This is a genomic window from Paracoccaceae bacterium (genome assembly GCA_012103375.1).
Taxonomy (GTDB): Bacteria; Pseudomonadota; Alphaproteobacteria; order Rhodobacterales; family Rhodobacteraceae; genus WLWX01.
In genome coordinates, this window is record WLWX01000001.1 from 3,760,215 (window position 1) to 3,787,054 (window position 26,840).

Genomic DNA, 26,840 nt, shown 5'->3' on the forward strand with positions numbered 1-26,840 from the left:
CTCCTGTTTTCTGCGATCAATCTTGCACGTCACGCGGGCCGCGTCTTGATCCATGTCACACGGCCCGGGTCTGTTTGCGGATCAGCCGAACATGTCGGCAGTAATCCCGGCGTACCAGCCTTCGGATTCGATGTACGTCGCCTCGCGCAGCTCGGCACTTTCGCCGGTCTGGCTGACAAAGCCGTCCACCTTGGCGATCTTTTCGGGCGTCGCTTCATAGGTTGCGCCGACCTTCACGCCGTCATTAGTTTCAATCAGCGACCAGCAGGTGTTTGCGAATTTCGCCGGGAACACCCGTGACCCGGTCAGCGCGCCGCGCACCGCATTGGCGCAGACTTTTGCCTGACTATTGGCCGAAAAGCCCGATTTCGGCATATCACCCTGCTGACTGGAATCGCCCAGCACGTGAATATCCGCATCCGCCTTGGTGGACATATCGGCGGCGTTGACCGGGGCCCAATTGCCATCCGTCACACCGGCGTCATGGGCAATCTTGCCCGCCATCATCGCCGGGATCACGTTGCAGACGTCGACATTCTCGACCTCGCCATCGATTTCCAGCGTCATCGCTGCGGGATCGACCGTAACATTGCCGCCGCCGAAATCCGGGCCGATGCGGGTGATCATGCCGGGGTAGTGCTTTTCCCAACCCTCTTCGAACAGACCCTGTTTCGAGAACCCTTCTTTCGGATCAGCGATCAGGATTTTTGCGGTCGGATTGTTGGCCTTCAGCCAATGGGCGACCATGGACACCCGCTCATAAGGTCCGGGCGGGCAGCGGAACGGATTGGGCGGGGCGACCATCGCATAGGTGCCGCCTTCGGGCATGGCGCGCAGCTGCGCGCGCAACAGCTCGGACTGCGATCCGGCTTTATAGGCATGGGGCATGGCGTTCTGGGCTGACAGATCCCAGCCCGGCACCGCACCATCGACGAAATCAATGCCAGGCGACAGGATCAGCTTGTCGTATGGAACATTGCCGCCCCCGGCCAGCGCCACGGTTTTGGCATCCCGGTCAACGCCGGTCGCCCAGTCATGCACCACGTTGATCCCATATTCACTGGCCAGCGTGCCATAGGAATGGCCGATATCGTCAATCTCTTTAAAGCCACCGATATAGAGGTTCGAAAAGAAGCAGGTGTAATAGGTGCGCGTTGGTTCGATCAGCGTGACATCAACCGCCCCGTCGCTGTCCTTGGCGATGTAACGCGCGGCGGTCGCACCACCTGCACCCCCGCCAACCACAACGACGCGCGGTTTGGCGTGTCCGGCGGCCATCACCATCGGTGCCGGCAAAGTTGCAGCCGCAGCCGCACCAAGGAAAGTTCTTCTGTTCAGTGACATGGTCTTCCTCCCTAAAGTTGACCTCAGTCTTTGAGGCTTTCGAAATATGCGGCCAGCGAGGCGATTTCCTCGTCCGAAAGCCGCCCGGTAATCATCTGCATGACCTGATGTTCGCGCGCGCCTTCGCGGTAAGCGTGCATCGCGGTCACGAATGTTGCGGTATCCAGCCCTGCAATCGGCGGGATGCCATCGGAACTGCCGTCCGCCTGATGGCAGGTCGTGCATTCGCTGGACAGGTATTCACCATATTCGGTGTCGCCTTCGATGGCGAGTGTTTCTGGCGTCACGGAAAACTCTTCCGCGCGCGCATCGGGTGCCGCAAATGTCGCCAGATAGGCAATTACGTCGGCGCGATCCGACGCCTTGCGCAGCCCCGCAAAGGTCATTTTTGTACCCGGAGCGTCGGCCCGCGGCCGTTCCAGAAAACGATCCAGATCCGCGCTGGTCCAGATCGCGCCGTCTGCGCCGCGCGCGGTCAGTACATCGGAATAGGCATAGTCATCGCGCGCCGCGACCTCTGCCCCGACAACACCATTCAGGACCGGGCCGACGCGGGTTTTCGCGCCCTCGCCCACCTGATGGCAGGCCTTGCATTTGCGAAAGACCTTTTCGCCGGACGCCGGATCACCGGATGCCCAGGCCCCAGCTGCCAACGCGCAAAGCGCCACAACACTCGCCGCCATCACCCGGCATCCGCTGGCGGACCTCATTGCGAAATTGCCTTGAGGTAGGCAATGATGCCCGCAATATCAGCTTCGTTTTTCAGGCCCGCGAAGGTCATTTTCGTGCCGTCGATGTAGGACTTCGGCTTGGCGAGGAAGGCGGCAATGCTGGCATCATCCCAGACGCGGCCAGCCTCGGCAGCGGATTGAAAGGCGCTGGAATACTTGAAGCCATCCAGCCCGCCGATGGTGCGCCCGAACACGCTGTTCAGATGCGGACCGGTCTTATTTTTGGCGCCCGGACCGACCGCATGGCAGGACTTGCAGCGGCGGAATGCCTTTTCGCCCTGGGCCACCAGCGCCGGGTCCGCGGCCTCTGCCGCTTCAGCTGGTGGGTCCAGACTGGCGATTTCCTCGACCGGCTCATCCTCGGCCACGCCGCCCGCGCCCATGAACACGCTTCCGGCAACCCGTTCCTTGCCCCATTCGACACCGCCCAGAAGCGCAAGCTGTTGTTCCATATGGCTTTCCGCCATCGAGCCGTCATCCGCAGGTGTCACACCCACATCCGTGGACCGGCGCGTGATCTGCGCCGCAGCAGTCTTGCAGTTTTCCATGCAGGGTTCCGCGCGCCACTGGGGATACTCAACCTCTGCCCGGTCATCCACGACGAAACCATCGGCATTGCCCAGTGTCACATCAGCGAATGTTTCCTGGCTGAGTGTGAAGTCATCGCCCACCAGATCGTTGGAGAACAGGATATAGGCGGTGATTGCGTAAACCTCATCATCGCTGAGCGTGCCTGCATTTCCGAATGGCATCGAGCGGTGAACGTAATCCCAAACGGTCGAAAGGTACGGCCAATACGACCCCACGGTCTTGACCGGGTTTTCATCGGCAAGCGTGTCGAAGCCGCCCGCCAGCACCGGCCAGTTGTCGCGGCCTTCAGCGAAATCGCCATGGCACGACGCGCATTTTTCACCGAACACCTCTTCACCTGTCCACACATCGCCCGCGCCTTCGGGCAAGCCGCGCCCATCAGGCAGGACGTCGACGTCCCATGCGGCGATTTCCTCGGGCAGCGCGGTGCGGCCCAGGCCGAAACCCTGATCCGGCTTAGGCGCCGCCGTCACAAGGGTTGCGGCATCGGTGGCGGGCGCATCGGACGTCTTTGCCTGCGCAGTTTGCAGTTGTGTCTGAAGCGCCGCGATCTGACGCTCGGCAGCGTTGGCCTGCGCGCCAGCCTCTGCACGCAGCGCGGCCATCTGTTCCTCGGTCGTCGCGCTCAAGGCTTCGAGCGCGGTTCGCAGCTCACCCGCTTCGGCCACCTGCGCAGAGGCAACGGCCTGCGCCGCGGTCAGGTTGGCCTCCAGCACGTCGATCCGGTCATTGCCATAGCTGCTGGTCGCGATGCCGTAGGCCCCGCCAAGCACCAGCGCGGTGCCACCGGCGGCGGGCAGTGCAAGGTTAAGAAACTTCGACATTTTCGGCCCTCCCATCCGTGCTCAGCGCCCAAGTCTGAATGGCGTTGTTGTGATAGACCGAGTTCTCGCCGCGCACCGCGCGCAGTTGATCCTTGGTCGGCTGTACATAGCCGGTGTCGTCCATCGCGCGGGCCTGTAGCAGCCAGGGTTCGCCGTTCCATTCGGTGTCCAGATAGAACCGCGTCAGCGCCTTGGCGTCGCCCTGCCGCCCCAGCCGCGCCGTTTCCCATGTCATGCCACCGTCCTTGGAAACGTCAACGCGGGTGATCTGCCCGTGGCCCGACCAGGCCAGCCCGGTGATGACCAGTGGCCCGGCCCCATGGGTGATCGGTTGCTGCGGGCTGGGTGAGGTGATGATGGACTTCGCATCCATCACCCAAGTCCATTTCCGCGCCGTGCCGTCCGCCAAAACGTCGGTGTATTTACTCGTTTCCTCACGGCTTTCGACCGGCGCATCGGTCACTTCGATCCGGCGCAGCCACTTGACCCAAAGGTTCCCTTCCCACCCCGGCACAACCAGTCGCACGGGGTATCCGTGTTCCTTGCGCAGGGCTTCGCCATTGGCCTTGAAGGCGACCAGCACATCGTCCAGCGCTTTTTCCATCGGGATCGACCGCCCGTTGGAGGACGCATCGGCCCCTTCGACATAGACCCATTTGTCGGCTGACACATCTGCGCCCGCCTCGGCCAGCAACCTGCGCAGCGGGATGCCGGTGTATTCCATGTTGTGGATCATGCCGTGGGTGAACTGTGCACCGTTCAGCTGCGCCCCGGCCCATTCCATGCCGGAATTGGCGGCGCATTCACAGAAATAGACGCGGTTTTCGCGCGGGAAACGCTCCAAATCCTCGTAGGTGAAGACCAGCGGGCGGTCGACCAACCCGTTGATCATCAGGCGATAATTCTCTTTCGCCAGCTCAATCGCACCGGAATGGTGGCGTTCAAACGCGCAGCCCTGCGGTGTGATCGTCCCGTCCAGCGCATGAATCGGCGTGAAGTTGATCGAGCTGATCGGGTCCGCCGTCAGCCAGGGCACATTGCGGCGGATCACGTCTGCTTCAAACCGGATCGGCAGGCCGTAGGGCGTCGCGTCCACCGGGTCGCCGGGAAAGCTCGCCCAGTCCTGCAGGTCGGTAATCAGCGGGTCGGGCGCAGCGGCGGCGCGCCCGGCCATCATCGCGGCTGAACCGGCAAGCGCGCCGCGCAGCAGGCTGCGTCGGGTTGTGTTGTTTTCGCTCATCGCGTCCTCCTCAGGCGTTGATGATCTCGACAGAGTTGTTCGGTGCAAGCGATACGGTGCCCTGGGCCTTGATGTGTGCTTCGACCACGTCCCAGATCGGCGGACCTTCGGTGTCTTCGTTGACGCTGGCCCAGCCCGCGACGACATAGGCGCGCGCGGGATCAATCGCCTCACCAGTGGACAGCAGGGTCATGTCGCTGATCCGTTCCCCCTGTGGTTTCGCGATGTCGATCCGATAGCCGAGGCCGCCGGTGCGCACCATGTCGCCGCCCTGCTGGAAGAACGGGTCGGGGTTGAAGATGTTGTCGGCCACGTCTTCCAGAACGATTTTCAGAAACTCGCCCGTCATCTCGGTCCGGTAGGCTTCGGGGTAAGTCATCGAAGTGACGTTCCAGATGTCTTCGCGGGTGATAGCCTGCCCCGGAATGACCGACGGCCCCCAGCGCACTCCGGGGGACAGCGCAATCTCTGCATCGCGCTGGGACAGCAGCGCATCGCAGATCAGATCGTCCCAGGTGCCGTTGAAGTTGCCACGGCGGTAGAGCAGCGTATCGGTCTGGCCGATGACCTCGGTCAGCGCGTCAATGTGCGGCGCGCGCTCCGCCTCGATCACGGCTGCAACCTCGGCGTCCGGTTCGATCACGTCCGAGAATATCGGGATCAGCTTGTGGCGGAAGCCCATCATCCGACCGTTCTGAATATCCAGATCGACGCGGCTGACGAACTTCCCGTTCGAGCCTGACGGCACAATGATCGTTTCGCCCGCCAGCACCGGTTCGGGCAGCGCGTCATGGGTGTGGCCCGACAGGATTACGTCGATGCCGCTGACGATCTCCGCCATTTTCTTGTCGACGTCAAAGCCATTGTGGCTGAGGCAGACGACGCATTCCGCACCCTCGGCCCGGACCTGATCGACAATCTCTTGCATCCGTTCATCCCGGATCCCGAAGGAGTATTCGGGGAACATCCAGCGCGGGTTGGCGATGGGCATATAGGGGAAGGCCTGACCGATCACGGCAATCTTGACGCCGCCGCGTTCGAAAAATTTGTAGGGCGGGAACAACTCGACCGGTTCGTCCCATTCGACATCGAAGATATTCTGACCCAGGGCGGCGAAGGGCAGCCCCTCGACCAGTTCGGTCACCCGGTCGGACCCCAGCGTGAATTCCCAATGAAAGGTCATTGCGTCGGGCTTCAGCGTGTTCATCACGTTGACCATATCCTGCCCGGCGGTTTGATAGCAGGTGTAGGACCCGTGCCAGGTGTCGCCGCCATCCAGCAACAGCGCGTCGGGCCGGTCGGCGCGGATCGCGTTGATCACGGTGGCCACCCGGTCGAGGCCACCCATCCGGCCATAGCCTTCGGCCAGCGCCGTGAAGTCCCCGGAACTCAGCGCGTAATGCGACGGGCTGCCATCGTCGATGCCATAGAGTTTGCGGAAATCCGCGCCCGTGACATGGGGCACCACGCCCTTGTTGTCACCGACGCCGATATTGACCGAAGGTTCGCGGAAATAGATCGGCACCATCTGCGCGTGGATGTCCGTGACATGGATCAACGAGACATTCCCGAAGGTGTCAAACTGCAACAACTGGTCCTGTGTCAGGCGCTGCTGTGCGGCCAGTCGCGCCCAGTTTCCGAACCCCGCCCCCCCGACAATCGCCGAGGCGGCCATGGACGCTTGCAGAAAATCGCGACGCGAGATCATCGGAGGGCTCCAATCATATGCGCATTGTTGAATGCGTGTGCTTAGAAAAAAGCCCGCCCCCGACAATTCGAGGGCGGGCCATATGGCTTAGTTGCGAACGGCGGGTGTTTCGACCGACAGCCCTTCGCCGCGTGAAGCGATGTAAAGCTCCAGCGCCTTGAATTCGGGCGAACCTTCCTTGTAGGGCGTCGCGCGAATGTTGCTCATGCAGCCTTTGAAACGCCCGTGGGTCGTGTTGATCTTGGCGTTCTTCAGCCGGTACAGCGGAAAGCCGTTGATCTGGCCCTGGCTCAGGTGATCGGCGCGGATCATGTTGCCGTAGTTGTCCTCGTGACAATTGGAGCACGCCATGTCGAGCTGGCCAACGCGGGTATAGTAGAGGTCCTTGCCACGTTCCCAGAAGGGGGCGGCGTCACCGTCGATGGCGACACTCATCGTCATGCCGCGCGATTGGTGCGCAATCAGCGCGGTCATGGCCGACATTTTGGCGCCGGAGTATTTCCACGCCTCGCCGCCCATACGCTCGGTCACGCATTCGTTGACAAGGTTGGTCAAAGTGACCAGCTCACCATCTTCGACACGCGGCAGCGATGGCTTCAGACCCGCGAAATCGGCCACATCGTCGTGGCAGCTTGAACAGGATTTGCCCTCGCTCCCCTCAACCGTGTCCCATTGATCAATGGCCTGATCGAGGAACAGGAATGACGGGTTGTCGAAGTCATCAAGCTGCAAGGCCTGGGTTTCGTCGGTTCGGTAGGTCCAGCCCGAATAGATCGTGCTGACATTTTCCATATGCGCCGGGGCGTCCACTTGGGTCACGAAGACCTCACCCTCGATTTCCAGCGTCGAATCCTCGCCCGCGAATGCGACCGAGGCCGAAAGCATGGCTGCCGTGGCTATCAGGTATTTGTTCATTGTTATCCTCCCTGTCGCGTCAGCCATTTAGCTTACGTCGATGGATTTGGTCGTCTCATAGACCGAGCCATCGTCGTCATACCAGGTGAACGTAAACTCGCCCGATTCCGGCACGATCGCGTCGAACTGGAAATACGGATTGGTCGAGATTGCAGGCTCTAGCGTCACGTCGATGACGTTCTGGCCGTTGAAGTCCGCCGTAAACCGATTGATGATCGACCGCGGGATCGGGTTGCCATCGCCATCCTTGCGCTGGCCCGATTCCATCTTGTGGCTGATCAGAGTCTTGATCGTGATCGTTTCACCTGCCGAAGCGGACTTCGGGACTTTGACGCGGGGTTTTACACCGTCTGCCATTTAACTTCTCCTTCGTCTCGCTCAGCCGCCGCAGCCGCCGATGGTTACTTTCACGGCCGCTTCGGCACGCACGAACGATCCGTCTGCCATCTTCGCAATGGCGATGACGTTCTGGCTTTTGGCCAGACGAATACGGGTCGAGACACTGCGCGACGGGTTCAGCGGGCCGAAATTGACGGTCGCGACCGCCGGAACCGGGTTGCCATCGGCGTAGATCGCCACCGCAACCGCACCGGGGGCTTCGACCTCGATGGGCACTGTATTGCCGTTCTCGGCAATCTCGGGCGCGGTCAGAACCAACGCGCCACTGCCGGTTTCCGCACCGCCAGTGAACTCGGCGATCAGATCATCGGTTGCCGACGCGAAGGCAGGCAGACCGGCGAAGGCCGTGCCCGCAAAAGCGGCGGACCCCAGTACAAATACGTCTCGACGTGTGAGTGTCATCATTCCCTCCCCGACGTCATTCTTTGAGTGTCAACAAATAGGCAACCACATCTTCGACCTGTTGGGCGGTCAGGATGGATTTGCCTGCGAATTTATCCAACGGACGCTCGTACCCGTCGTCGATGTAAAAGGCCGGCATGATCGTGCCTTCGAACATCTGCTTGGAGTTCGTCACGATGCCGCGCAACTCAGCCTCGCTCCAGCGATCGGCGACACCGTCCAGCGGCGGGCCAACTTCGCCATGGAATGGCTGTTCCTCCATGTCGGCGTTCATGTGGCAGGCCAGGCAATTGCCCAGTTTGCGCCCCATGGCCACCTTGCGCCCCTCGGCGGCGTCACCCGCCTGCCCGGTCAGCGAGTCTTCCACGGCCCCGTCAGCGAACGCCACCATCATCGGCTTCACGTCTTCGGCTGCCAGCGGAAATGCGAGAATTGCGGCGAATCCGGTCGCCAATCCTATGCGTTTCATGAGCCCTCCCTAAGCTCGGATTTTACGTAGACTACGGTACACTATCCCGTGATCGCAACAACAAATTCGTTTTTTTGAATTTTAGAGCGTCTCAATCCGTGAATCCGTCATCTCGTTCCTTGATCCGTCGCGCATGGTAGCGTTGGAAATCCTCCTCGCTATCAAGCAGATACCGCTTTTCGTGAACCCAGGTCATCAGATCCAGAGTAGTGCCTTTGGAAAACGCGCCCGGCATGGCGGCAACGGCAGCTTGTGTAGCTGACATCCCCGGCGGCACCGCTTCGGGCAAATACATGATTGTCGGCGTGAACAGGATGCCCCACTTACGGGCCATTTGCTTTTCGCTTAGCGTTTCGCCGTCGAAATCAGTGACCTCGGTATCGCCATGGAGATTCAGCTGAACGACGAAAAAATTAGCTTCAATCATCTGCGTCACGTCCGGATCCGGAAACACCTCATTATGCATTTTGGCACAATAGCCACATCCGCGTTGTTCAAACATGATCAGCAGGCGCTTGCCTTCGGCATTGGCCTCGTCCAGGTCTTTGAAGGTGTCGCGCATCCAGGGCGTCTTGTGCAGCCCGTCATCGCCGACTTCGACGGCCGCGACGTTGGTGGCAAATGCCACCGCGAGTAGTGCAAGGATCAAACGTTTCATAAGAAGTCCTCCGGTGGTCAGCCCACGGCGCTGAACGACGGGAAGGTGTCCAGCATCCATTGAGCAATGATGTTGATTGTATTGGTGGCGATCAAGATGCCGAAGACGATCAGCAGCACGCCCATCAGCTTTTCGACAAGACCCAGGTGGCGGCGGAACCGCGCCATCCAGGACATGAACGGGCCGATGAACAGGGCGGCGACGACGAACGGCAGTGTCATGCCAAGACCATAGGCAAACAGAAGATAGGCCCCCTGCCCGACCGTCTCCTGACCCGCAGCGGTGAACAGGATCGCCGCCAGAACCGGCCCGACGCAGGGCGTCCAGCCAAACGCAAAGGCCAGCCCGATGACATAGGCCCCGACATACCCGAGGTTCGAGGTATCGCCCGCGTCCGAGCGCAATTGCCTGTACAGCAGCCCGATCCGGACCACGCCCAGAAAGTGCAGCCCCATCGCGATGATGATCGCTGCCGCAGTCCAGCGCAGAATGTCGAAATACTCTCGCACCACCTGCCCGAAGGCAGTGGCGGTCGCGCCCAGCCCCATGAACACCGTGATGATGCCCAGTGCAAACAGGACCGACGCGAAAAACGCCCGGCGGCGTACGGCGGGGGTGACGCTGGCCCCCTCGGCGATCTGGTTCATGCCGACGCCAGCCAGATACGACAGGTAAAACGGCACAATCGGCAGGATGCAGGGCGACAGGAACGATAACAATCCTGCGATCACGGCGCCAAAGAAGGTGACATCGAACATGACGGCGGCCCAGGATTGTTGAAGAATTCAAATATTAGATTATGATTGAGCAAGCTGATCGTCAATCGGAGCGTTCTTTGACCGCAGTAAGAGCCTTCCTGCTGGCCGTCCTCGTCGCGTTGCCAGCCACAGTGCGCGCCGAAGCCATCCTGCTGATGGCCGAGGAAGACGGCTGTTTCTGGTGTGAGCGCTGGAACACGGAAATCGCCGTGATTTATCCGAAGACGGCGGAAGGCAAAGCCGCGCCGCTGCGCCGCTATGATATTCACGACACGCCCCCCGATGGTATTTCACTGACATCAAGTGTCCGCTTCACGCCGACCTTCCTGCTGGTTCAGGACGGTGTCCAGGTTGACCGACTGGAGGGCTACCCCGGCGAAGATTTCTTCTGGGGCCTTTTGGCGATGATGCTGGAACGGGCGGGGATCGCCCAGAACGAAGCGGGGTAACCGATATGTCGCTGGAATCGCACGCAAATAATCCGACCGCAGCGCCGTCTCGCTTGCCGGTCTTTGACGAAAACACCTGCGCTGAGGATATGGAGAAGATGATGCGCAACGCGATGCGCGCCTCTGCCTTCCTCAAAGCGATCAGCCACGAGGGGCGCCTGATGATCCTGTGCCATCTGGCGTCGGGCGAAAAATCGGTGACCGAGCTGGAAGACCTTCTGTCCGCGCGCCAGGCAGCGGTGTCCCAACAACTGTCGCGGTTGCGGCTGGAGGGTTTGGTGACCCCGCGCCGCGAAGGCAAGGCGATCTATTACCGGCTGACCGACGACCGCCCGCGCCAGATCATCGAGATTGTCTACGATCTGTTTTGCAGATCAAGCTGAGCATCGGGGCACGCCCGCCCCGCCCCTTGCAATCTGGATGGAACTGATATGCTGGAGGCTTTCGGAGAAGAAACCGCCGCCGCGCTGATCGGGCTTGCCGGCGGCATTGCACTGGGTCTGGCAGCCCGGATCGGGCGGTTTTGCACGCTTGGGGCGATCGAAGACGCGCTCTATTCTTCGGATGATCGCCGGTTGCGCATGTGGGCCATCGCGCTGGCCGTTGCGATTGCGGGAACACAGTCGGCCCTGCAAACTGGCCTACTGAGCGCGGCGGACACGGCCTATCTGGGTCAGGTCTGGAACCCGCTGGCGGTGATCATCGGGGGGCTGCTGTTCGGCTATGGCATGGCGATGTCGGGCAATTGTGGATATGGCGCGCTGGCGCGGCTGGGTGGTGGCGACCTGCGCTCGCTTGTGATTGTCATCGTCATGGGGCTGTCGGCTTATGTGGTGATGTCTGGTCCGCTGGCCCATGCCCGCGTCTGGCTGTTTCCGGTCGATACCAACCCGACCGGCCCGCAGGGGTTCAGCCAGTTGGCAACCAGCCTGCTTGGCTGGCAACCGCTTGTCACCGGGTTACTGTTTGCGGGCGTCCTGCTGATCCTTGGGCTGGGCAGCCACGCGATGCGACGCTCACCCGGTCACATATTCTGGGGTGCCGTCGTCGGGCTTGCCGTCACCTCTGGCTGGGTCGGCACCGCGTGGATCGCCCGAACCGGCTTTGGCATCGAACCGGTCGAAACCCACACCTTCGCCGTCCCAATCGGCGACACGCTGCTTTATGCAATGACCGCATCCGGCGGATTGTGTTGAAAAACTCCGAAATCAGAGCGTCGCGGATTTCTTGCGAAAACCTATGAAGCGAAATAGTCGGAAAGCTTTGACCACGAGACAGCGCATGGCTGCGCGTGAGCGCATGTAGGCGATTTGGGCCGACCCCCGCGCCAAAAATTTAGGATCGGGCTGCATGGAAAGAAAAATCATCGTTCAGGCCCTAAAACGGAGTTTTTCAACACAATCGGCAATACGCTGTCGTTCAGCGTCGGGTCGGTCACCGGCGTTCTTGTCGGGGCTTTGCTGGGATCATACTCGAAAGGGCATTTCCGATGGGAGGCCTGCGAGGATCCGCGAGAGTTGCGCCGCCAGATCGGCGGGGCCGCAATGATGGGCGCAGGCGCAGTGCTTGCGGTTGGTTGCAGTGTCGGTCAGGGGATATCGGCCTTTTCGACGCTGGCGTTCAGCGCGCCGCTTGCAGCGTTGTGCATATTCCTTGGCGCGGCATTCGGGCTTCGCCAACTGATCACCGGGTATTTGCCCGCCGAATAGGACGCCACCGCCGCAGGTGCCCATATGGGCACCCCCTGCCCGATCTTGGCGGCTGTAGCCGCCGCTTCCGGGTCAGGACCGGGCCTTCAGATACATCTGGATAAGCCGGTCCAGCATCTGTTCCAGCGACAACCCTGCGACCTGACGTTCGGAGTTGGCGACGCCGAATATCCCGGTCAGACTGGCCCACAAAACGGCCATATCTGCCCCGTGATCCGCTTGTTCGCCCGGACCATAGAACTGGCGTGTCGCCGCCTCCATCAGCCCAAACAGGCGCATGATTTCATCGTTGTAGGCGTCAGACGGGGAATGCCCGGGCTTGAAGCGATAGGACATGATGGCGTCCCACTGGTTCGGATGCGCCTTCACAAACTCGATGAACAGGATACCGAAAGCGCGCAATTGATCTGCGACGTTGGTCTGTTCGGCGCCTTTGCGGCAATGTTCGTACAGCGCCGCCAATGTCCGCGCATTCATTTGCTCGACCAGATCGTCCATGCCGTCAAACAGCTGATACAGCGTGCCGATCGTGTACCCGATGCGGTTGGTCACCTTGCGGCCCGACAAGGCGTCAATCCCACCCTCGACAACAATCGATTCCGCCGATTCCAGCGCCAATTGCCTGAGTTCCGTTCGCGTATGATCTGATCTTCTGGCCATAATTCAGCATGTTAACCCATTTCCAATAAAAATCGCAAACTGGTTATTGAGCGGTGCTTATTTACTTACTATCTAAATTAAGCGTCGCTTATCAAAATGGAGATTCCCGTGAGAAACCCGATAGCCGCCCCACTGGACGCCTGGACCGCCGCGCGGTCCCGCGCCTCGGTCATTGCCTGGTGTTCGATCCTCGCCGGAGTGCTGAGCGGGATGCTCATGGGGCTTTGGTCCTTCAACGGCCCATTTCCGACGCCCGAGTGGATCGGCGATTACGATGCCTTGCCAAGGCGATTCCTGCGCCTGGCCCATGTGGCGATGTTTGCCCTGGGCATCCTTCACATGATGGTCGCCCGTCAGATCACCGCAGCACCAATTCAACCCGCGCTCGGGCGGTTGGGGCTGGTGGCAATGGCCTTGGGCAACGTTCTGATGCCAACCATCCTGATCGCCGCCGCCGTGGCTGAGCCGTTTAAATACCTCACCCCAATTCCCACGACAGCAATCGCCGTGGCGATCACCGTCGCCGCCTTCAGTGCAATTCGCCAACATCAAGGAGAACCGGCATGAACCGCAAGGATATTGAGGCCGAGATTCGAAGAACCCTCACCCGGCTGACCGAAAAGGATGCGTCCGATCTGCGGCTGGACGACGATCTGGGCACCGCAATCGCGTTGGACAGCCTGGGCCGACTTGAGCTGCTGTCAGAGATCGAGGAACGTTTCGACCTGACCATCCTTGACCTCGACAGCGACAAGGCTTCGACCATCGGTGGAATGCTCGACATTGTCGAACAGGCGCAAACCAAAATCGCGAAGGTGGCGTGATGCGGATCGGATTGATCGCGATGAGTGGGGTCCGCGTGCGCACGCAGGAACTGGCCGAACTGGGCGTGACCCTTCCGGGGTTCGTCAACCGGGGCAAGGTCATCGCCTCTCTGCCAAGTCTGGGCCCGCTGACGGTGGCTGCCCTGACCCCACCGGATGTCGAGGTTGAGTACCTCGAATTCGACACCCTGCCGGATGAAGACGAGCCGTTAGAGCGTTTCGACCTTGTCGGCATCTCGTCCTTCACGGCCCGGATCGAGGCGACCTATAAGCTGGCCGACAGGTATCGGGCCATGGGGGTGCCGGTCGTTCTGGGCGGTCTTCATGTGACGCTGATGCCTGATGAAGCGCAGATGCATGCGGATGCCATCGTGCTGAACGGGGCCGAAGGGGCCTGGCCGCAGCTTGTCGCCGATTTCAGGGCGGGCCGGATGCAGACGCGATACCACGGGTTGCGCAAGGCCGTTTTCGCACCCGAAAATTATGCCAAGCCGCGGTTCGACCTGATGGAAGGACGCCCCTACAATCGCGTCACCGTCCAGACCTCACGCGGTTGTCCGATCGCCTGCGAGTTCTGCGCCGCAAGCCTGCGCATCACCTCTAGCTTTCAGCAAAAGCCTGTGGACCTTGTGATGGATGAGTTGCGCAGCGCAACGCAGGTCTTCGACAATCCATTTGTCGAATTTGCCGATGACAATACTTTCATCAACAAGAAATGGGGCAAGGCACTGCTGCGGCAGATGGAACCGCTCAACCTGCGCTGGTTTACCGAAACGGATATATCCGTTGCCGACGACCCAGAGCTACTGGACCTGATGGCCCGTGCCGATTGCAAGCAGATCCTGATCGGGTTGGAAAGCCCCAGCCAAAGCGATCTTCTGGATCTGGACCCGCACAATTGGAAGGCGAAGCGTTTCGACAATTACCTGTCGGCAATCACGCGCATCCAGGCGGCGGGGATCACCGTCAACGGCACCTTTGTTCTGGGTCTGGATTCCCACACCAATGCCGTCTTTGCCGAACTGCGCGATTTCATCCGCACATCAAACCTTGTTGAAGTGCAACTGACCGTGCAGACCCCCTTTCTCGGGACCCCGCTGTTTGAGCGGCTGAAAAACGCAGGCCGCCTGCTGGAGGAGCGTTTTTGGGACAGATGCACCCTTTTCGACGTGAACTTTCAACCTGCAAAGATGAGCGTCGAGGAACTGGAACAAGGGTTCATCTGGCTGGCATCCGAAGTTTATAATGATCGTGAATTCAGTCGGCGAAAACGCCACTTTATGGACCTCAGCAAGGCCCGGATGCAGCCTGACCAGAACGCTGCGTGATGGATGTCCATGCGCGTTTCTGGCTTCGCAGTGTCATCCGATTCCGGCCTGACAGCGCCATCCTGAATACCTGAACCGCTATCGGAATGGTCTGCGCCCGGTGCCCGCCGCAGGCGCAGGCCGCGTCCTTCGCGTCAGCTTTTCTCTGACGACAGGCGCGGCACCAACGCTTTCACCAGATCGCGCATGTGCAACTCACCCACGGCTGTGTCGCCGTCCATGACCCGGTAGTGCAGCGTCGTATCACCGCCCGAACGGGCGATCATCGATTCCAGGTTGTCGTGCAGGCTGACATCGCCGGCGAAATCCGACCCGGTCAGCGGTCCCATCACCGACTTCACGCGCAACACGCGGGCGCGATTGATGTCGCTGACGAAATCTTCGATGTAGGGATCGGACGGTTGCAGCAGTATGCCCTGCGGCTCCCCCTGTTGGATGACCGCGCCATCCTTCAGGATCACCAGATGATCTGCCAGCTTCAATGCCTCGTCCAGATCATGTGTGATGAACACGATGGTCTTTTGCAGTTCCGCCTGCAATTCCAGCAGCAGGTTCTGCATGTCGGTGCGGATCAGCGGGTCGAGCGCCGAAAAAGCCTCATCCATCAGCATGATGTCAGTGTTCGCGGTCAGGGCGCGCGCAATGCCGACCCGTTGCTGCATTCCGCCGGACAATTGCGCCGGATAGTGGTCTTCAAACCCCTGCAACCCGACACGGTCCAGCCATTTGCGGGCCTCTGCCTCACAGGCGGACGCATCTTCGCCGCGCACCGCCAGCGCCAGCCCGGCGTTCTGCAAAACGGTCCGGTGTGGCAAAAGCGCGAACTTCTGAAACACCATCGACATCTTGTTCTGGCGCAGACGACGCAACCCGGTGTCGGACAGCCCCGTAACATCTTCGCCGTCGACCAGAATCTCACCCGCGGTTGGTTCGATCAGTCGGTTCAGGTGCCGGATCAGGGTTGACTTGCCCGACCCCGAAAGCCCCATGACGACTGTGATCTCGGCCGCCTGCATGTCGACGTTGATGTCCCGCAGGCCAAGAACATGGCGGTGTTTGAGCAGCAAATCCTCTTTGCCCATCCCCGCCAGAACATGCTTCAGCGCCGCCGTATCCCTGTTGCCAAAGATCTTGTAGAGCCCGCGCAGGCTGACTTTGGGTTCCTGGGTCATGGTCGGCCGATCAATGTTTGACGCGGGTCATGTCGACCCGTGAAAGCGCCGCTTTGGAGACCCGGTCCAGGATCACCGCCAGCAGCACGATGCCAATGCCCGCCACGATCCCGACGCCCAGTTCCAGGTTCCGAATTCCGCGCAGAACGTTCACGCCCAATCCCGGTGCCGACACCAGCGACGCAATCACCACCATCGCCAGCGACATCATGATCGTCTGGTTCACCCCGGCCATGATATTGGGCAAGGCCAGCGGCAATTCCACCTTCACGAGTTTCTGGCGCGCGGTCATGCCGAACGCATTCGCAGCCTCGATAACGTCTTTGTCCACAAGGCGGATGCCCAGATCGGTCAGCCGCACAACCGGCACGATAGCATAAAGAATGATCGCGATTCCATAAAGCTTGGATTCCGTGACCGAAAACAGGAAGATCAGCGGGATCAGATAGACGAAGGTCGGCAGAGTCTGCAGCAGATCCAGCACCGGGACCACGCCGCGTTGCAACCGGTCCGATTTGGACATCGCAATCCCGATTGGAACGCCCAGCAGCACAGATATCCCGGTACAGACAAAGATAATCGACAGCGTCTGCATGGCAACATCATAGTGATCGACCAGCCCCAGCAACAAAATCGAAAACAGCACAAACCCCGTCACGGCCTTGGAACGCGAAGCATACCAGGAAATCGCCACCAGGATCGGCACCATGATGAACCAGGGGATCGTGTCGAATGTCCAAAGCGCGCCGTCCAGCAACCAGCTGAGCGGCTGCGTGATCGGGTCCAGCACCGTTTTCAGAGCTGGCTTGGCCGCCAGAAATCCATCTTCGATGCCTTTGGTGACATCGCGCGACTGGATGATGCTTGAACAGCTTTCGTTGAGGTTGTCGAGCGACGGGAAGGGAAAGACCTCGCCCCTGGCATCCTTGCCACTGCTTTGTGCCAGAAGATCGGCCATCGACATCGGGGCGTCCGAACTTCCCGCACCGCACCAGTCAGATAGTCCAAGTGCTTTGAACAAACCGTCGTAAAATGCCATCCCGTGTCGCCCCCAAACCCCAAGAAGCCTCCCCGCCGGTCGGGCGGGAAGGCTTGTGTCTCGTCGAAACGATTAGTTCAGGACCGCTGACAGCTTGTCCCGGGCCTCATCGCTCAGCCAGGTCGCCCAAACGTCCTTGTAGCTGGTCAGGAAATAGACGGCGGCTTCGTCATAGGATGCAGTGTTGTCCAGGCGCCAGGCCAGAACATCGCCCATCTGCGCATTGGTGAAGGACATATTCTTCATCAGCGCAACGACCTCTGGCTCGCGCTCAAAAAAGGTGTTGGACACGGCAGTGGTCACCTTGGATGCCGGATAGGCCGAAAACACCGGGTTTGCACAATCGACATCGCCGTTGCAGGCGTGCCCTTCTTCATTGAAGTCGGGAACAGCGACCTGAACCATCGGATACTTCCCAAGCACCGCAGTCGGCGCCCAGTAGTAGCCAAACCACGGCGCCTTGTCGGCATAGGCAGCCGCGATTGAGGTTTGCAGCGTCTCACCGGACCCGTGCTGGAACCGCTCTAGCCCGGAATTTTCGTAGCCCGCAGCGATCAGGTTGTTGTTGTTGATGACGTCACAGCCCCAGCCCGTCGGGCAGTCGTGAAATCTGCCACCGACAGCGTCCGGGTTGGCCATGATGCCTTCCCATGTGGTCAGCTCGGGGTTGGATTCGGCCAGATACTCAGGGATCCACCAAGCCTCGATACCGCCATCAGACAGAACGTGTGTCAGCTCGACCAGTTTTCCATCGTCAATCATGCCCTGATACGGCGGGGTCGTGTTCACCCAGATTTCCGTCAGGATGTCCGGCTCTCCGGTTTCTGCGAGTGAGGTCAGTGCCGGAACAAGCGACGTTGGCACCTTTTGCACATCGCAGCCATAGCCCTGTTCCATCAGGAAGGCGGCGACGGCGGTCACAACGGCCGAAGATGCCCAGTCCATTTCGGTGATCGAAACCTTGCCACACTCGGCCTGCGCGGCATTTGCACCCATGGTGACCGACGCCGCAACGACTGCGCCTGCTAGATAGTTTTTCATCAGTATTCTCCCTGTGGTTCTCATGCTGTTTCGCACGGGATCAAATTGTGCGCAGCACCAAACATGAATATCGCCCCAATACGAGCGGAAAGCGACGGATACGAGAGGAAAGCGACATCGTCGGGAGGTTTTTTTTGGGAGCCCTCAGCCCGTGATAGCGCGGACACTTCGCAAGCACTGAGTCCCTAAAGCGTTTCGACATTAACCTGAGACATATCCGGCGGCCTTAAAGTAGTTCCAGCATTCTACTGGGTCGTAGAGATCGCAGATTGCTCCGATTGCTTCGAAGACCTGGGTAAAGGACCTGGCCCCGATCCGTCGCAAATGGGCTTTCAGTTTAGAGAAGGCCTGCTCGATGGGATTCAGGTCGGGCGAGTACGGTGGCAGGTAAAGGAACCAGCAGCCGTGATTGCGTAAAGCCTGCGTCGCCTCCTTATTCCGGTGGGTTGCCAGGTTGTCGAGAATGACGACAGTGCCGGGGTTGATCTCGGGGACCAGCACTTCGCGGATGTAGGCCGCGAAGGCGGGGCCATCTATCGCTCCCTTGATGACCCAAGGTGCGATCAGCGCGCCTTGGGTCAGGCCCGCGATCAAGGTTTGGGTTCCCCAGCTTCCGAAGGGCGCATCCATCGTCAGGCGCTTACCGCGCTTGGCTCTGCCGCGTAGGCGCGTGAGGTTTGTCTTCACTGCGGTTTCGTCAATAAAGACAACGCGCTCAGGAAAGGTCGCAATGGCTGGCGAGCGGTATCTGAACCAGTCGGCCCGTTGCTGCCTTACCTTGGCGCGGCGGCGCTCGGTTGCGACCAGCGACTTTTTTTGTACGTGAAGCCGAGCCGGGACAGAAGGTTGGCGATGGAGGAGTGATGCACCCGCACACCCTCTGCATCGGCCAGCGCATTACGCAACTCAAAGAGCGTGATGTCAGGGTCTTGTGCGATCAACTCCTCAAAGAATTCCCGATGCGGAGCCAGCTTTCCCTTGCCGCGCGGCGGTCCCTGCCGGGCAGGTTCCGCATGACCCTTCATCCTCACCTGACGCGCCCACCGCGCGCCTGTGGCAGGCGACAGCTTCAACCGCAACGCCGCCGCGCGCCCGCTCAACCCTTCTTCAATGTATCTCTGAAACCGTATCCGAAGCGCAGATGGCAAAGGTGCTGACATGATCCATCCTCCCAAACAGGATGAATCACAGATCAGGTCTCAAGGGAATCCCTCGCGATTCAGGTTCAAGCCGAAACGCTTTAGCAATACCTTGGCGATGTCGTGACGATCCTCCTACCGCTGCGATCAGCATTGGCCGCAGGCTGCTGTTCTGGCTGACCAACGGCGCCCACCCACCTTTTCATCGGTTGTTTCGGGCAAAGTTGACCAGTTTGACGACTATTCGTCCACTAAAAAGCCCGATTGCACCAGAGCAGCGTCATTTCGGCAGGGACGTCAGACTGGCGACATTCCGGCGTTGAATCTTGCCTGATGGACCTTTTGGCAACGCATCCAGAAAATGCACCGCATCGGGGCATTTGAAAGAACCCAGCCGGGATTTGCAGACCTCCAGAAGGTCAGTTTCCGACAGGGATGATCCGTCGCGCAACACCACCGCAGCCTCGACCGTTTCACCGTAAATATCCGAGGGTCGCGCGAAGGCCGCAGCCTCGACCACATCTGCGTGGGAATAGAGCGCATCGTCGACTTCACGGGGCGCAATATTCTCGCCCCCCTTGATGATCAGCTCTTTCAGGCGGCCGGTGACAAAAACATAGCCGTCGTCGTCCAGATGACCCAGATCGCCGGTACGCAACCACCCGGCGGCGTCAATTGTCGCAGCCGTTGCATCGGGGTTCTTGAAATACTCGACCATGACATTGGGGCCGCGCACGGCGATCTCTCCCTGTGTCATCGGCGGCACCGGGTGTTGATTGTCATCAAGAATTCTAACGTCATTGCCAAACGCCACCCCCGGAGAGCCGATTTTCTGCACCCCCGGCGGCAGCGGGTTCGACAGGATCTGCGCCGCTGTTTCAGTAAGCCCCATGGTTTCGATCACACAAACCGCGAACCTGTCCTGAAAGGCCTGATGGATATCGGGCGACAGGGCCGAGGATGCAGACCGCCCAAAGCGCAGGCGGCGCTGGCATTCCACGCTCGGGTTCGCATCGCCATGCAACAGATGAGAGATGATGGTCGGCACCACCGAAAACCATGTGGCCTGCGCGTCGGCAATCTGCCCCCAAAATTTGCGCGCCGAAAACCGCGGAGCCATCGCGATGGTCCCGCCAGAGATCAGCCCGCCGATTACGGTCACACACAGACCGTTGATATGGCAGATCGGCAATACGCATAGCCCGCAATCATCCGGGCCGAGATCATGCGCGATGGTCGTCGTCCACCCGCCGGCCAGCAGGCTGCGATGACTGTGCAAGACACCCTTTGGCCGCCCCGTCGTTCCCGAGGTATACATCAAAAGGGCAGCGTCATTGCCCGACACAGGGTGCAGCGCCGCCGCCCCGGTGGCGCCATCGAACGTGTCGATGTGCAGGCCCTTTGAACAGGTGGCAAACTGATCCGTTTGCGCCGCCCCCACCAGCGCCACACGCGCCTCGGAATGTTCCAACGCATAGGCAATCGCGTCATCCCCGGCGGCAAGGTTCAGAACCGTCGCCCGGAACCCGCCGTAAAGCGCGCCGTAGACGGCAATCACGCCAGCGCTGCCATTGGGCATCATGATGGCGACACTTTCGCCTTTCGCATATCCTGCGGCAGTCAACCCTGCCGCGAGTCGGCGCGCGCGGTCACGCAGCTCGCCCCAGCTGAGCGTGGTTACCGCGTCATCAAAGAAGCGAAACGCCAGCCGATCGCGCTGCGCGCCCTCGGCGCGATCGTCCAGCCAGCTGCGCACAGTACCTTCGGGTGGCGCGATCATTGTCCGGCGCTGGCCCAGTAGTCGGCGAATATATCCTCAAGCGCGGGTTCACGCGGGGGGATTTCCCGAACGATCCTGGTGCTTTGCAGGAAATGCCGCCAATGCAGATTGTCGTCGATGGCGTTGCCGCCCCAGGTGCCACAGCCCATCGACAGCGAAAACGGCATGCCGTTGTTGAAGGCCCCGCCGACCGCAAAACAATGCGCCTGATTGACAATCACACGGCAGGTCGGGATCGCATTGGCCAGTATCATTGCGCGCGTGTCATCGGCCGAATGCAGGCCAACGGAATGCCCTGCGCCCTGATGCAGCTGGATCTTTCGGGTGATCGCCACCGCGTCGTCGAAATCCCGCGCGCGATAGAAGGCCAGCACACGCGACAGTTTTTCCCCGCTCAGCGGATGGTCAGGGCCTATGCCACTGGTCGGTACGGCGACATATTCGGTCCCCTCCGGCACGTCGAGGTCGAGTGCCGCGATCATCTTGTCAGCGTCCTGGGCAATTACCGAGCGGTTCAGATGTCCATCCGACCACAGTTTTGCGACGATCCCGGCCTCATCATCGACCACCGCGCCGCCCGCCCGGGCCATGGCGGCAACAAAGGCGTCATAGACGGCATCCACAACAACGACAGAATTCTCGGACGAACAGGAGGTCGCATTGTCAAATGTTTTCGAGGCGCGGATCTTCTCGGCTGCGGCGTCCAGATCGGCGGTTTCATCAACGATGACGGTGGCATTCCCGGCACCAACCGCAACAGCAGGGGTTCCAGCGGTCTGCGCGCGGTGGACATTGTTCTGGCTGCCAGTGCAGATGATCTTGTCGCAGGCCTCCATCAGGCGTTGGGTTTTTTCCTTGCTGCCCGGCGCGGGAACCATCTGGACAAGGTCCCTGTCCGCGCCGATCTTGGCGAATTCCGCGTGAATGAAGTCCAGCAACCGTTCACAGCTGGCCACGCCTTTGGGGGATGGCGCAACCACGATGGCGTTGCCGCATTTTACTGCGTTGATGATGTTGTTGGCGGGGGTCGCGGCGGGATTGGTCGAAGGGACGATCGCCCCAATTACACCAACGGGCCGGGCGATTTCGGTGATGCCGCTTGCCTTGTCGTCGCGCACAATGCCCTGGGTGCGCACGTCCTTGATGTCGCGCATCAGGCCAAGCGTCTTTCGATGGTTCTTGGTAATCTTGTCGGGCACGTTGCCCAGACCGGTTGTGGCCACGGCAAGCGCGGCCAAATCGCGGTTGCGTGCGGGTTCCATGATGGCCCAGGCAACGGCCTGAGCGACGCGGTCATAACGGTCCTGCGTCGCGCCATCTTCATACCGCGTCTGGGCGGCGCGGGCGCGCGTCACGACGTCATCAACGCTTGCAAGATCGTCAGTCATGTCAGAATTCCTTGGGTGTCGGGCGGGGCACCCATGCGCCCCGCCCCTGTCACTGCTCAGAGGCCTGCCAAAAGCTCTTTCAGGGTCGCTTCGCGTTCGGCCCACATCGCCTGAACCTCTTCACGGGTCATGATGTGCATCGGCGAACCGCCCGCCTTCATCTTGCCGGCAACGCGACCATTGGCGAACATCTCTGGCACGGTGGCGGCCAGTTGATCGATAATCGCCTGAGGGGTGCCCGCAGGCACCATCACGCCGCGAAAGTTGACCGAGGCGTTGTCGATGTCAAAACCCTGCTCTTTCAGGGTCGGGACGTCAGGCAGGAACTCGTTCCGCTCCAGGTCGAACACGCCCAGGATCTTGACGTTCCCAGCCTCAGCCGCGCGGAAACCGTCGGACAGGTTGTTCACGCCGCCCATAACCTCACCAGCGATCACAGCCTTCATGGCGCCCGCACCGCCTGCGTTGTTCGGGATATAGGCCAGCTTGACGCCCGCTGCTTTCTCTAGCTGTAGCGCCGCGATGTGGTGACCCACAAACAAACCAGCGCCCGAGAATGTCAGCTTACCGGGGTTCGCCTTGGCCCAGTCGACAACCTCTGTCATCGAGTTGAACTCGCTGTCTGCCGGAACCACGAAGACCGCCGGGTCTGCGCCCCAGTTTGCAATCGGCTCAAAGCTTTCGGTGGAATATTCCACACCGCCTTCAATCGACTGCGCGATGAAATGCGGAACGTTGTAAGCACCCAGCGTATAGCCATCGGCATCGGCCTGCGTGGCCAGCCAGTTCCAGCCGACGCGCCCACCGGCCCCGGCCTTGTTGAGGATCGCAATCGGCATGCCCAGCGCGTCTTCGTTACCGGCGGTCATCGTCACGATGCGCGCCTGAAAGTCCGTCGCCCCACCCGCGCCATAGCTGACCATCAGCATCACCGGGCGTTCAGGGTAATTCGCATGACTGTCGGCAACGGCACTACCGCCCATGGCCATCAGGGCCATTGCGGCGCCTGCAAGTAGTTTCTTCATCGGTGTTTCCTCCCTTGGAAATTTCCCGCCAATTCAACGGGTTAGAACAGAACCTCTTTCGGGGTCCAGACTTTCAGAACCACGGCGAACAACGCGTACATGACCGCGATGAAGCCCACCGTGATGACGAGGCGTTTGACCCAGCTTTTGACCGCTCCGTGCGGGGCCGGATCATAAAGTGACAGGGCCACGAAAAACGCGATGGCCGTGCCTGTGTAAAACCCAAGCCCCTTGGCGGCCCAGAAGACATAGACCACCATGACCAGCAGCCCCGGCACCAGATTGCGGCACATCGCAACCGAAACGCCGCTGCCCACCTTGGACAGTCCAAGCACCGCCTTGCCAAAGGTCCAAAGCGCCAGGATCACGAAGACGGTCGCAATCAGGCGCGGGAACAAGAAGGCCTCGGCCGGGGTCTGCGTGTAGCTGACATAGGCGACCCAGATGCCGACCAAAGCGACGATGCCCGAAGGGATGATGTGCTGCATGCGGTTCATGTCAGGGCATCCTCTTTGGTGGTGACGTGGCGGTGGCGCAGCTCCATCCAGATCGAATAGATGATCGAGGCGACGACAACGCCGATCAGAACCAGGTTCAGTGGACCACCGAAGAAATAGACCCCAAGCCCATCGGTCGCATTGGCAATCATCGAGCCCTGGATGAAGTTCGCCTCGGCAATCGGGCCAAGGATCAGGCCCAGAACCAGCGGTGCTGCGGAAAAGCCGAAGCGTTCAAGGAAGAACATCATCACGCCGAGCGATGCCATCACATAGACATCCCCCATCGAGGATTGCACCGAATAGCTGCCGAACACCGCCAGCCCCAGAACAACAGCGGCCATGACACATTGCGGCACCTGTGCGACCCGCGCGGCCAGTCCGGCGACATAGAGGCCGAAGATGCAAATCAGCACCTGCCCGATCAGCATCGAGTTGATGAAGGTCCAGGCCACATCCGGGTGATTGTCGAACAAATCACTGCCCGGAAAAATCCCGTGGATCAGCAGCCCACCCAGCAGTACCGCAGCCGTGGGTGAGCCCGGGATCGACAGCGTCAAAAGCGGCACCAGCGACGGGCCGACCATGGCGTTATTGGCACTTTCGGCGGCGATCACGCCCTCGGAATGGCCAGTGCCGAATTTTTCCCGTTCCGGGCTGAATTTCTTCGACTGGTCATAAGCCACCAGCCCGGCAATCTGTCCGCCGACACCGGGGATCAGTCCGATGACCGATCCGACGGCGGTGCCGATGGACAGCGCGCGGGCGCGGCGGAAAACCTCTCTGAAGGCGTCCCCGATGGCGTGCTTTTCGACCTTGATGACCTCCATGTTCACCTGATGCCGCCCTTTGGCGAACATGGTCAGAACCTGGGGGATTGCGAATAGCCCGATCAACGCGGCGATGATGTTGATGCCGCCGCTCAGACTGTTGTGAAAGATGAAGCGCTGCGCACCCATGATGTCGTCAAACCCGATGGTTGCCAGCCACATGCCGATACAGCCCGACAGCAGCCCCTTGACCACGGACGACCCATCGAGCGAGCCAATGATCGTCACCCCCAGGATCGCCATCCAGAACAGGTGCGACGGCCCGAAGGCCAGCGCCCATTCCGCCAGAACCGGCGTCAGGAAGATCAACAGCAGCACTCCGAAAATGCCCCCGACGGCGGATGCAAGGAATGAGATTTGCAACGCCTCGGCCCCGCGCCCCTGGGTGGCCATCGTATGCCCGTCCAGCGTCGTTGCGATATTCGCCGGCGCGTCCGGTATCTTCAGCAGGATCGCACTGACAGCGCCCCCCGCCACAGTCGAGGTATAGGCCGCCCCCAGCAGAATCAGCCCCTGCGTCGCCTCAAGCTTGAAGGTAAACGGGATCAGCAACGCCACAGCCATCGTCGGCGACAGGCCCGGCGTCGCGCCAAGGATCAGCCCGCCAATCGTGCCGATCAGCAGCAGGCCAAAGGATAGTGGTGTGAAAACCTCACCAAAATATCCAAGAAACTCCATGGCCCCTCCGCATGATGCCAATCATTGACTGATGCATCAGGCTATGGGATGAAAACAGTAATGCAAATGTTTTCATAAAATGAGCGGAGGCATCCAATATTACCACATTAAAACAGCATATTAAGTCGGACATCCATGCCGTTGCACGGGCTGCGGGCGTGTCAATTTCGACGGTATCGCGCAGCTTCAACCACCCCGATCTGGTGAATCCGGCGACTCGGAAAAAGATTGATCGGGCGGTGCGAAAGCTGGGGTATATCCGCAACCGGGCGGCGCAGGCGATGCACGGAAAACGCTCTGCCACCATCGGCGTCGTGGTCCCCACCATCGACCACGCGATCTTTGGCGAAGTGGTGCAGGCGTTCTCGGACGCGGTGGATGACGAAGGGTTCACAATCCTGATGGCCAGCCATGGATTTGACCTGAAACGCGAATACTCGGTGTTGCGCAAATTTCTGGAACACCGCGTCGATGGCATCGCCCTTATCGGGCTCCATCACGCCGATGAAACCTTCCAGTTGATCGAGGAACAGAAGGTTCCCACAATCTCGATGTGGAACTTTGATCCCGACAGCGCATTGCCCTGTGTCGGGGCCGACAACCGGCTTGCGGGGAAACTGGCCGCGCAGCATCTGATCGACCTTGGCCATCGCAGGATCGCGACGCTGTTTCCCGACACCCACCAAAATGACCGTGCGCGGGATCGGTGGCAGGGCGCGGATGATACGCTGCGCGCGGCAGGCATTGACGTGCCCGAGATCTGGCGCTCGCGCGCGCCCTATCTGATATCCGAGGCCAAGCGCGCCTGTCTGGAGATCCTGGCCCTGCCCGATCAGCCAACCGCGCTGCTGTGCGGAAACGATGTCATCGCCCAGGGTGCGATATTCGCGGCCCAGCGCCACGGGCTGCGCCTGCCGCGCGACCTGTCGATTGTCGGTATCGGTGATTTCAAGGGCTCGTCCGAGATTGAGCCCGCGCTGACCACCGTCAGGATTCCGGCGCGCACCATAGGCACCATGGCCGGTCAGGAACTGCTGCGCCTTCTGCGAAGCGAAACCGACGAGGTGACGCGCCAGCGCTGTGATCTGCGCCTGCTTCAGCGCCACTCGACAGCGCGCGCCTGACGGGTCCGCAGCGCGCAGTGGCTGGTCCGTAGCCCCGCGCGGGGGGGCGCCCGTGAACGCCAGAAAACCATTGGCCCTGGCGGCGCGTTGCGCCAGAACGGACCCCGAACCGGGGCTT

Annotated in this window: 27 protein-coding genes and 2 pseudogenes; 8 read left to right on the plus strand and 21 right to left on the minus strand. The window is 60.5% G+C overall.

Annotation, left to right across the window (positions count from 1 at the left end; translation table 11 throughout):
- Window positions 1-81: 81 nt before the first annotated feature.
- The 11 genes from GKR99_19175 to GKR99_19225 form a co-directional block, all read right to left on the minus strand.
- Window positions 82-1,344, minus strand: a complete 1,263-nt coding sequence (locus tag GKR99_19175) for an NAD(P)/FAD-dependent oxidoreductase (protein ID NKB29563.1) — start codon at window positions 1,342-1,344, stop codon at window positions 82-84.
- A gap of 23 nt (window positions 1,345-1,367) precedes the next feature.
- Complete coding sequence (locus GKR99_19180; GenBank protein NKB29564.1) at window positions 1,368-2,027, minus strand: c-type cytochrome; 660 nt, start codon at window positions 2,025-2,027, stop codon at window positions 1,368-1,370.
- 23 nt (window positions 2,028-2,050) lie between these two features.
- Window positions 2,051-3,490, minus strand: coding sequence for a c-type cytochrome (locus GKR99_19185; protein ID NKB29565.1), 1,440 nt, complete (start codon window positions 3,488-3,490; stop codon window positions 2,051-2,053).
- Window positions 3,474-4,730 (minus strand): sulfite dehydrogenase, encoded by a 1,257-nt coding sequence (gene soxC, locus GKR99_19190; protein NKB29566.1) that lies wholly within the window; start codon window positions 4,728-4,730, stop codon window positions 3,474-3,476. Before soxC ends, GKR99_19185 begins: the two co-directional genes overlap by 17 nt.
- A gap of 10 nt (window positions 4,731-4,740) precedes the next feature.
- Window positions 4,741-6,438, minus strand: a complete 1,698-nt coding sequence (soxB, locus tag GKR99_19195) for a thiosulfohydrolase SoxB (protein ID NKB29567.1) — start codon at window positions 6,436-6,438, stop codon at window positions 4,741-4,743.
- A gap of 87 nt (window positions 6,439-6,525) precedes the next feature.
- Complete coding sequence (soxA, locus tag GKR99_19200; protein NKB29568.1) at window positions 6,526-7,353, minus strand: sulfur oxidation c-type cytochrome SoxA; 828 nt, start codon at window positions 7,351-7,353, stop codon at window positions 6,526-6,528.
- Between the two features lie 27 nt (window positions 7,354-7,380).
- Window positions 7,381-7,710, minus strand: coding sequence for a thiosulfate oxidation carrier complex protein SoxZ (gene soxZ / locus GKR99_19205; protein NKB29569.1), 330 nt, complete (start codon window positions 7,708-7,710; stop codon window positions 7,381-7,383).
- Window positions 7,711-7,731: 21 nt separating this feature from the next.
- A complete protein-coding gene (gene soxY, locus GKR99_19210) occupies window positions 7,732-8,154 on the minus strand; it encodes a thiosulfate oxidation carrier protein SoxY (protein NKB29570.1) in 423 nt (140 codons plus the stop codon).
- Between the two features lie 16 nt (window positions 8,155-8,170).
- Complete coding sequence (gene soxX / locus GKR99_19215; protein ID NKB29571.1) at window positions 8,171-8,623, minus strand: sulfur oxidation c-type cytochrome SoxX; 453 nt, start codon at window positions 8,621-8,623, stop codon at window positions 8,171-8,173.
- A 91-nt stretch (window positions 8,624-8,714) separates the two neighbouring features.
- Window positions 8,715-9,281 (minus strand): thioredoxin fold domain-containing protein, encoded by a 567-nt coding sequence (locus GKR99_19220; GenBank protein ID NKB29572.1) that lies wholly within the window; start codon window positions 9,279-9,281, stop codon window positions 8,715-8,717.
- Window positions 9,282-9,298: 17 nt separating this feature from the next.
- Window positions 9,299-10,039 (minus strand): cytochrome c biogenesis protein CcdA, encoded by a 741-nt coding sequence (locus GKR99_19225; GenBank protein NKB29573.1) that lies wholly within the window; start codon window positions 10,037-10,039, stop codon window positions 9,299-9,301.
- A 41-nt stretch (window positions 10,040-10,080) separates the two neighbouring features.
- Between GKR99_19225 and GKR99_19230 the strand changes: the two genes are divergently transcribed.
- The 4 genes and pseudogenes from GKR99_19230 to GKR99_19245 all read left to right on the plus strand — a co-directional run bounded on the left by GKR99_19230 (window position 10,081) and on the right by GKR99_19245 (window position 12,197).
- Complete coding sequence (locus GKR99_19230) at window positions 10,081-10,488, plus strand: hypothetical protein (GenBank protein ID NKB29574.1); 408 nt, start codon at window positions 10,081-10,083, stop codon at window positions 10,486-10,488.
- Between the two features lie 5 nt (window positions 10,489-10,493).
- Window positions 10,494-10,871: a metalloregulator ArsR/SmtB family transcription factor gene (locus GKR99_19235; protein NKB29575.1), complete on the plus strand. Its 378-nt coding sequence runs from the start codon at window positions 10,494-10,496 to the stop codon at window positions 10,869-10,871.
- 48 nt (window positions 10,872-10,919) lie between these two features.
- On the plus strand, window positions 10,920-11,684 hold the full coding sequence (locus GKR99_19240; GenBank protein NKB29576.1) for a YeeE/YedE family protein: 765 nt from the start codon (window positions 10,920-10,922) through the stop codon (window positions 11,682-11,684).
- A gap of 207 nt (window positions 11,685-11,891) precedes the next feature.
- Window positions 11,892-12,197: pseudogene (locus tag GKR99_19245) on the plus strand (YeeE/YedE family protein).
- A gap of 72 nt (window positions 12,198-12,269) precedes the next feature.
- On the opposite strand, the gene GKR99_19250 reads toward GKR99_19245, so the two are convergent.
- Window positions 12,270-12,857, minus strand: coding sequence for a TetR family transcriptional regulator (locus tag GKR99_19250; protein NKB29577.1), 588 nt, complete (start codon window positions 12,855-12,857; stop codon window positions 12,270-12,272).
- Between the two features lie 108 nt (window positions 12,858-12,965).
- Between GKR99_19250 and GKR99_19255 the strand changes: the two genes are divergently transcribed.
- The 3 genes from GKR99_19255 to GKR99_19265 are packed head-to-tail and all read left to right on the plus strand — an operon-like array spanning window position 12,966 to window position 15,009.
- Window positions 12,966-13,424, plus strand: coding sequence for a hypothetical protein (locus tag GKR99_19255; GenBank protein ID NKB29578.1), 459 nt, complete (start codon window positions 12,966-12,968; stop codon window positions 13,422-13,424).
- Window positions 13,421-13,681, plus strand: coding sequence for a hypothetical protein (locus GKR99_19260; protein NKB29579.1), 261 nt, complete (start codon window positions 13,421-13,423; stop codon window positions 13,679-13,681). The genes GKR99_19255 and GKR99_19260 overlap by 4 nt, the downstream gene beginning before the upstream one ends.
- Window positions 13,681-15,009: a radical SAM protein gene (locus GKR99_19265; protein NKB29580.1), complete on the plus strand. Its 1,329-nt coding sequence runs from the start codon at window positions 13,681-13,683 to the stop codon at window positions 15,007-15,009. Before GKR99_19260 ends, GKR99_19265 begins: the two co-directional genes overlap by 1 nt.
- A 134-nt stretch (window positions 15,010-15,143) precedes the next feature.
- On the opposite strand, the gene GKR99_19270 is transcribed toward GKR99_19265, so the two are convergent.
- The 9 genes and pseudogenes from GKR99_19270 to GKR99_19310 form a co-directional block, all read right to left on the minus strand.
- On the minus strand, window positions 15,144-16,181 hold the full coding sequence (locus tag GKR99_19270; protein ID NKB29581.1) for an ATP-binding cassette domain-containing protein: 1,038 nt from the start codon (window positions 16,179-16,181) through the stop codon (window positions 15,144-15,146).
- 10 nt (window positions 16,182-16,191) lie between these two features.
- Window positions 16,192-17,220, minus strand: coding sequence for an ABC transporter permease subunit (locus GKR99_19275; protein NKB29582.1), 1,029 nt, complete (start codon window positions 17,218-17,220; stop codon window positions 16,192-16,194).
- A 72-nt stretch (window positions 17,221-17,292) separates the two neighbouring features.
- Window positions 17,293-18,261 carry a glycine/betaine ABC transporter substrate-binding protein gene (locus tag GKR99_19280; protein ID NKB29583.1) on the minus strand — a complete coding sequence of 323 codons (969 nt, stop codon included), beginning with the start codon at window positions 18,259-18,261 and terminating at the stop codon, window positions 17,293-17,295.
- A gap of 201 nt (window positions 18,262-18,462) precedes the next feature.
- Window positions 18,463-19,421: pseudogene (locus GKR99_19285) on the minus strand (IS630 family transposase).
- 259 nt (window positions 19,422-19,680) lie between these two features.
- Window positions 19,681-21,180, minus strand: a complete 1,500-nt coding sequence (locus GKR99_19290; protein NKB29584.1) for an AMP-binding protein — start codon at window positions 21,178-21,180, stop codon at window positions 19,681-19,683.
- Window positions 21,177-22,568, minus strand: a complete 1,392-nt coding sequence (locus GKR99_19295; GenBank protein NKB29585.1) for an aldehyde dehydrogenase family protein — start codon at window positions 22,566-22,568, stop codon at window positions 21,177-21,179. Before GKR99_19295 ends, GKR99_19290 begins: the two co-directional genes overlap by 4 nt.
- Before the next feature lie 56 nt (window positions 22,569-22,624).
- Entirely contained in the window at window positions 22,625-23,593 is a 969-nt protein-coding gene (locus tag GKR99_19300; protein ID NKB29586.1) for a tripartite tricarboxylate transporter substrate binding protein, read from the minus strand.
- A 41-nt stretch (window positions 23,594-23,634) separates the two neighbouring features.
- A complete protein-coding gene (locus tag GKR99_19305; protein ID NKB29587.1) occupies window positions 23,635-24,090 on the minus strand; it encodes a tripartite tricarboxylate transporter TctB family protein in 456 nt (151 codons plus the stop codon).
- Entirely contained in the window at window positions 24,087-25,598 is a 1,512-nt protein-coding gene (locus GKR99_19310; GenBank protein ID NKB29588.1) for a C4-dicarboxylate ABC transporter permease, read from the minus strand. Before GKR99_19310 ends, GKR99_19305 begins: the two co-directional genes overlap by 4 nt.
- A gap of 98 nt (window positions 25,599-25,696) precedes the next feature.
- On the opposite strand from GKR99_19310, the gene GKR99_19315 reads away from it, so the two are divergent.
- On the plus strand, window positions 25,697-26,722 hold the full coding sequence (locus GKR99_19315; protein ID NKB29589.1) for a substrate-binding domain-containing protein: 1,026 nt from the start codon (window positions 25,697-25,699) through the stop codon (window positions 26,720-26,722).
- Window positions 26,723-26,840 lie beyond the last annotated feature (118 nt).

Coding starts and splice junctions, on each gene's coding strand:
- soxZ (NKB29569.1), bottom strand. CDS start 7,710: ATGGCAGACGGTGTAAAACCCCGCGTCAAAGTCCCGAAGTCCGCTTCG.
- GKR99_19260 (NKB29579.1), top strand. CDS start 13,421: ATGAACCGCAAGGATATTGAGGCCGAGATTCGAAGAACCCTCACCCGG.
- GKR99_19275 (NKB29582.1), bottom strand. CDS start 17,220: ATGGCATTTTACGACGGTTTGTTCAAAGCACTTGGACTATCTGACTGG.
- GKR99_19305 (NKB29587.1), bottom strand. CDS start 24,090: ATGAACCGCATGCAGCACATCATCCCTTCGGGCATCGTCGCTTTGGTC.
- GKR99_19280 (NKB29583.1), bottom strand. CDS start 18,261: ATGAAAAACTATCTAGCAGGCGCAGTCGTTGCGGCGTCGGTCACCATG.
- GKR99_19295 (NKB29585.1), bottom strand. CDS start 22,568: ATGACTGACGATCTTGCAAGCGTTGATGACGTCGTGACGCGCGCCCGC.
- soxB (NKB29567.1), bottom strand. CDS start 6,438: ATGATCTCGCGTCGCGATTTTCTGCAAGCGTCCATGGCCGCCTCGGCG.
- GKR99_19235 (NKB29575.1), top strand. CDS start 10,494: ATGTCGCTGGAATCGCACGCAAATAATCCGACCGCAGCGCCGTCTCGC.
- GKR99_19175 (NKB29563.1), bottom strand. CDS start 1,344: ATGTCACTGAACAGAAGAACTTTCCTTGGTGCGGCTGCGGCTGCAACT.
- GKR99_19225 (NKB29573.1), bottom strand. CDS start 10,039: ATGTTCGATGTCACCTTCTTTGGCGCCGTGATCGCAGGATTGTTATCG.
- GKR99_19310 (NKB29588.1), bottom strand. CDS start 25,598: ATGGAGTTTCTTGGATATTTTGGTGAGGTTTTCACACCACTATCCTTT.
- GKR99_19290 (NKB29584.1), bottom strand. CDS start 21,180: ATGATCGCGCCACCCGAAGGTACTGTGCGCAGCTGGCTGGACGATCGC.
- soxX (NKB29571.1), bottom strand. CDS start 8,623: ATGAAACGCATAGGATTGGCGACCGGATTCGCCGCAATTCTCGCATTT.
- GKR99_19265 (NKB29580.1), top strand. CDS start 13,681: ATGCGGATCGGATTGATCGCGATGAGTGGGGTCCGCGTGCGCACGCAG.
- soxY (NKB29570.1), bottom strand. CDS start 8,154: ATGACACTCACACGTCGAGACGTATTTGTACTGGGGTCCGCCGCTTTT.
- soxC (NKB29566.1), bottom strand. CDS start 4,730: ATGAGCGAAAACAACACAACCCGACGCAGCCTGCTGCGCGGCGCGCTT.
- GKR99_19220 (NKB29572.1), bottom strand. CDS start 9,281: ATGAAACGTTTGATCCTTGCACTACTCGCGGTGGCATTTGCCACCAAC.
- GKR99_19180 (NKB29564.1), bottom strand. CDS start 2,027: ATGGCGGCGAGTGTTGTGGCGCTTTGCGCGTTGGCAGCTGGGGCCTGG.
- GKR99_19300 (NKB29586.1), bottom strand. CDS start 23,593: ATGAAGAAACTACTTGCAGGCGCCGCAATGGCCCTGATGGCCATGGGC.
- GKR99_19270 (NKB29581.1), bottom strand. CDS start 16,181: ATGACCCAGGAACCCAAAGTCAGCCTGCGCGGGCTCTACAAGATCTTT.
- GKR99_19250 (NKB29577.1), bottom strand. CDS start 12,857: ATGGCCAGAAGATCAGATCATACGCGAACGGAACTCAGGCAATTGGCG.
- GKR99_19240 (NKB29576.1), top strand. CDS start 10,920: ATGCTGGAGGCTTTCGGAGAAGAAACCGCCGCCGCGCTGATCGGGCTT.
- soxA (NKB29568.1), bottom strand. CDS start 7,353: ATGAACAAATACCTGATAGCCACGGCAGCCATGCTTTCGGCCTCGGTC.
- GKR99_19185 (NKB29565.1), bottom strand. CDS start 3,490: ATGTCGAAGTTTCTTAACCTTGCACTGCCCGCCGCCGGTGGCACCGCG.
- GKR99_19230 (NKB29574.1), top strand. CDS start 10,081: ATGATTGAGCAAGCTGATCGTCAATCGGAGCGTTCTTTGACCGCAGTA.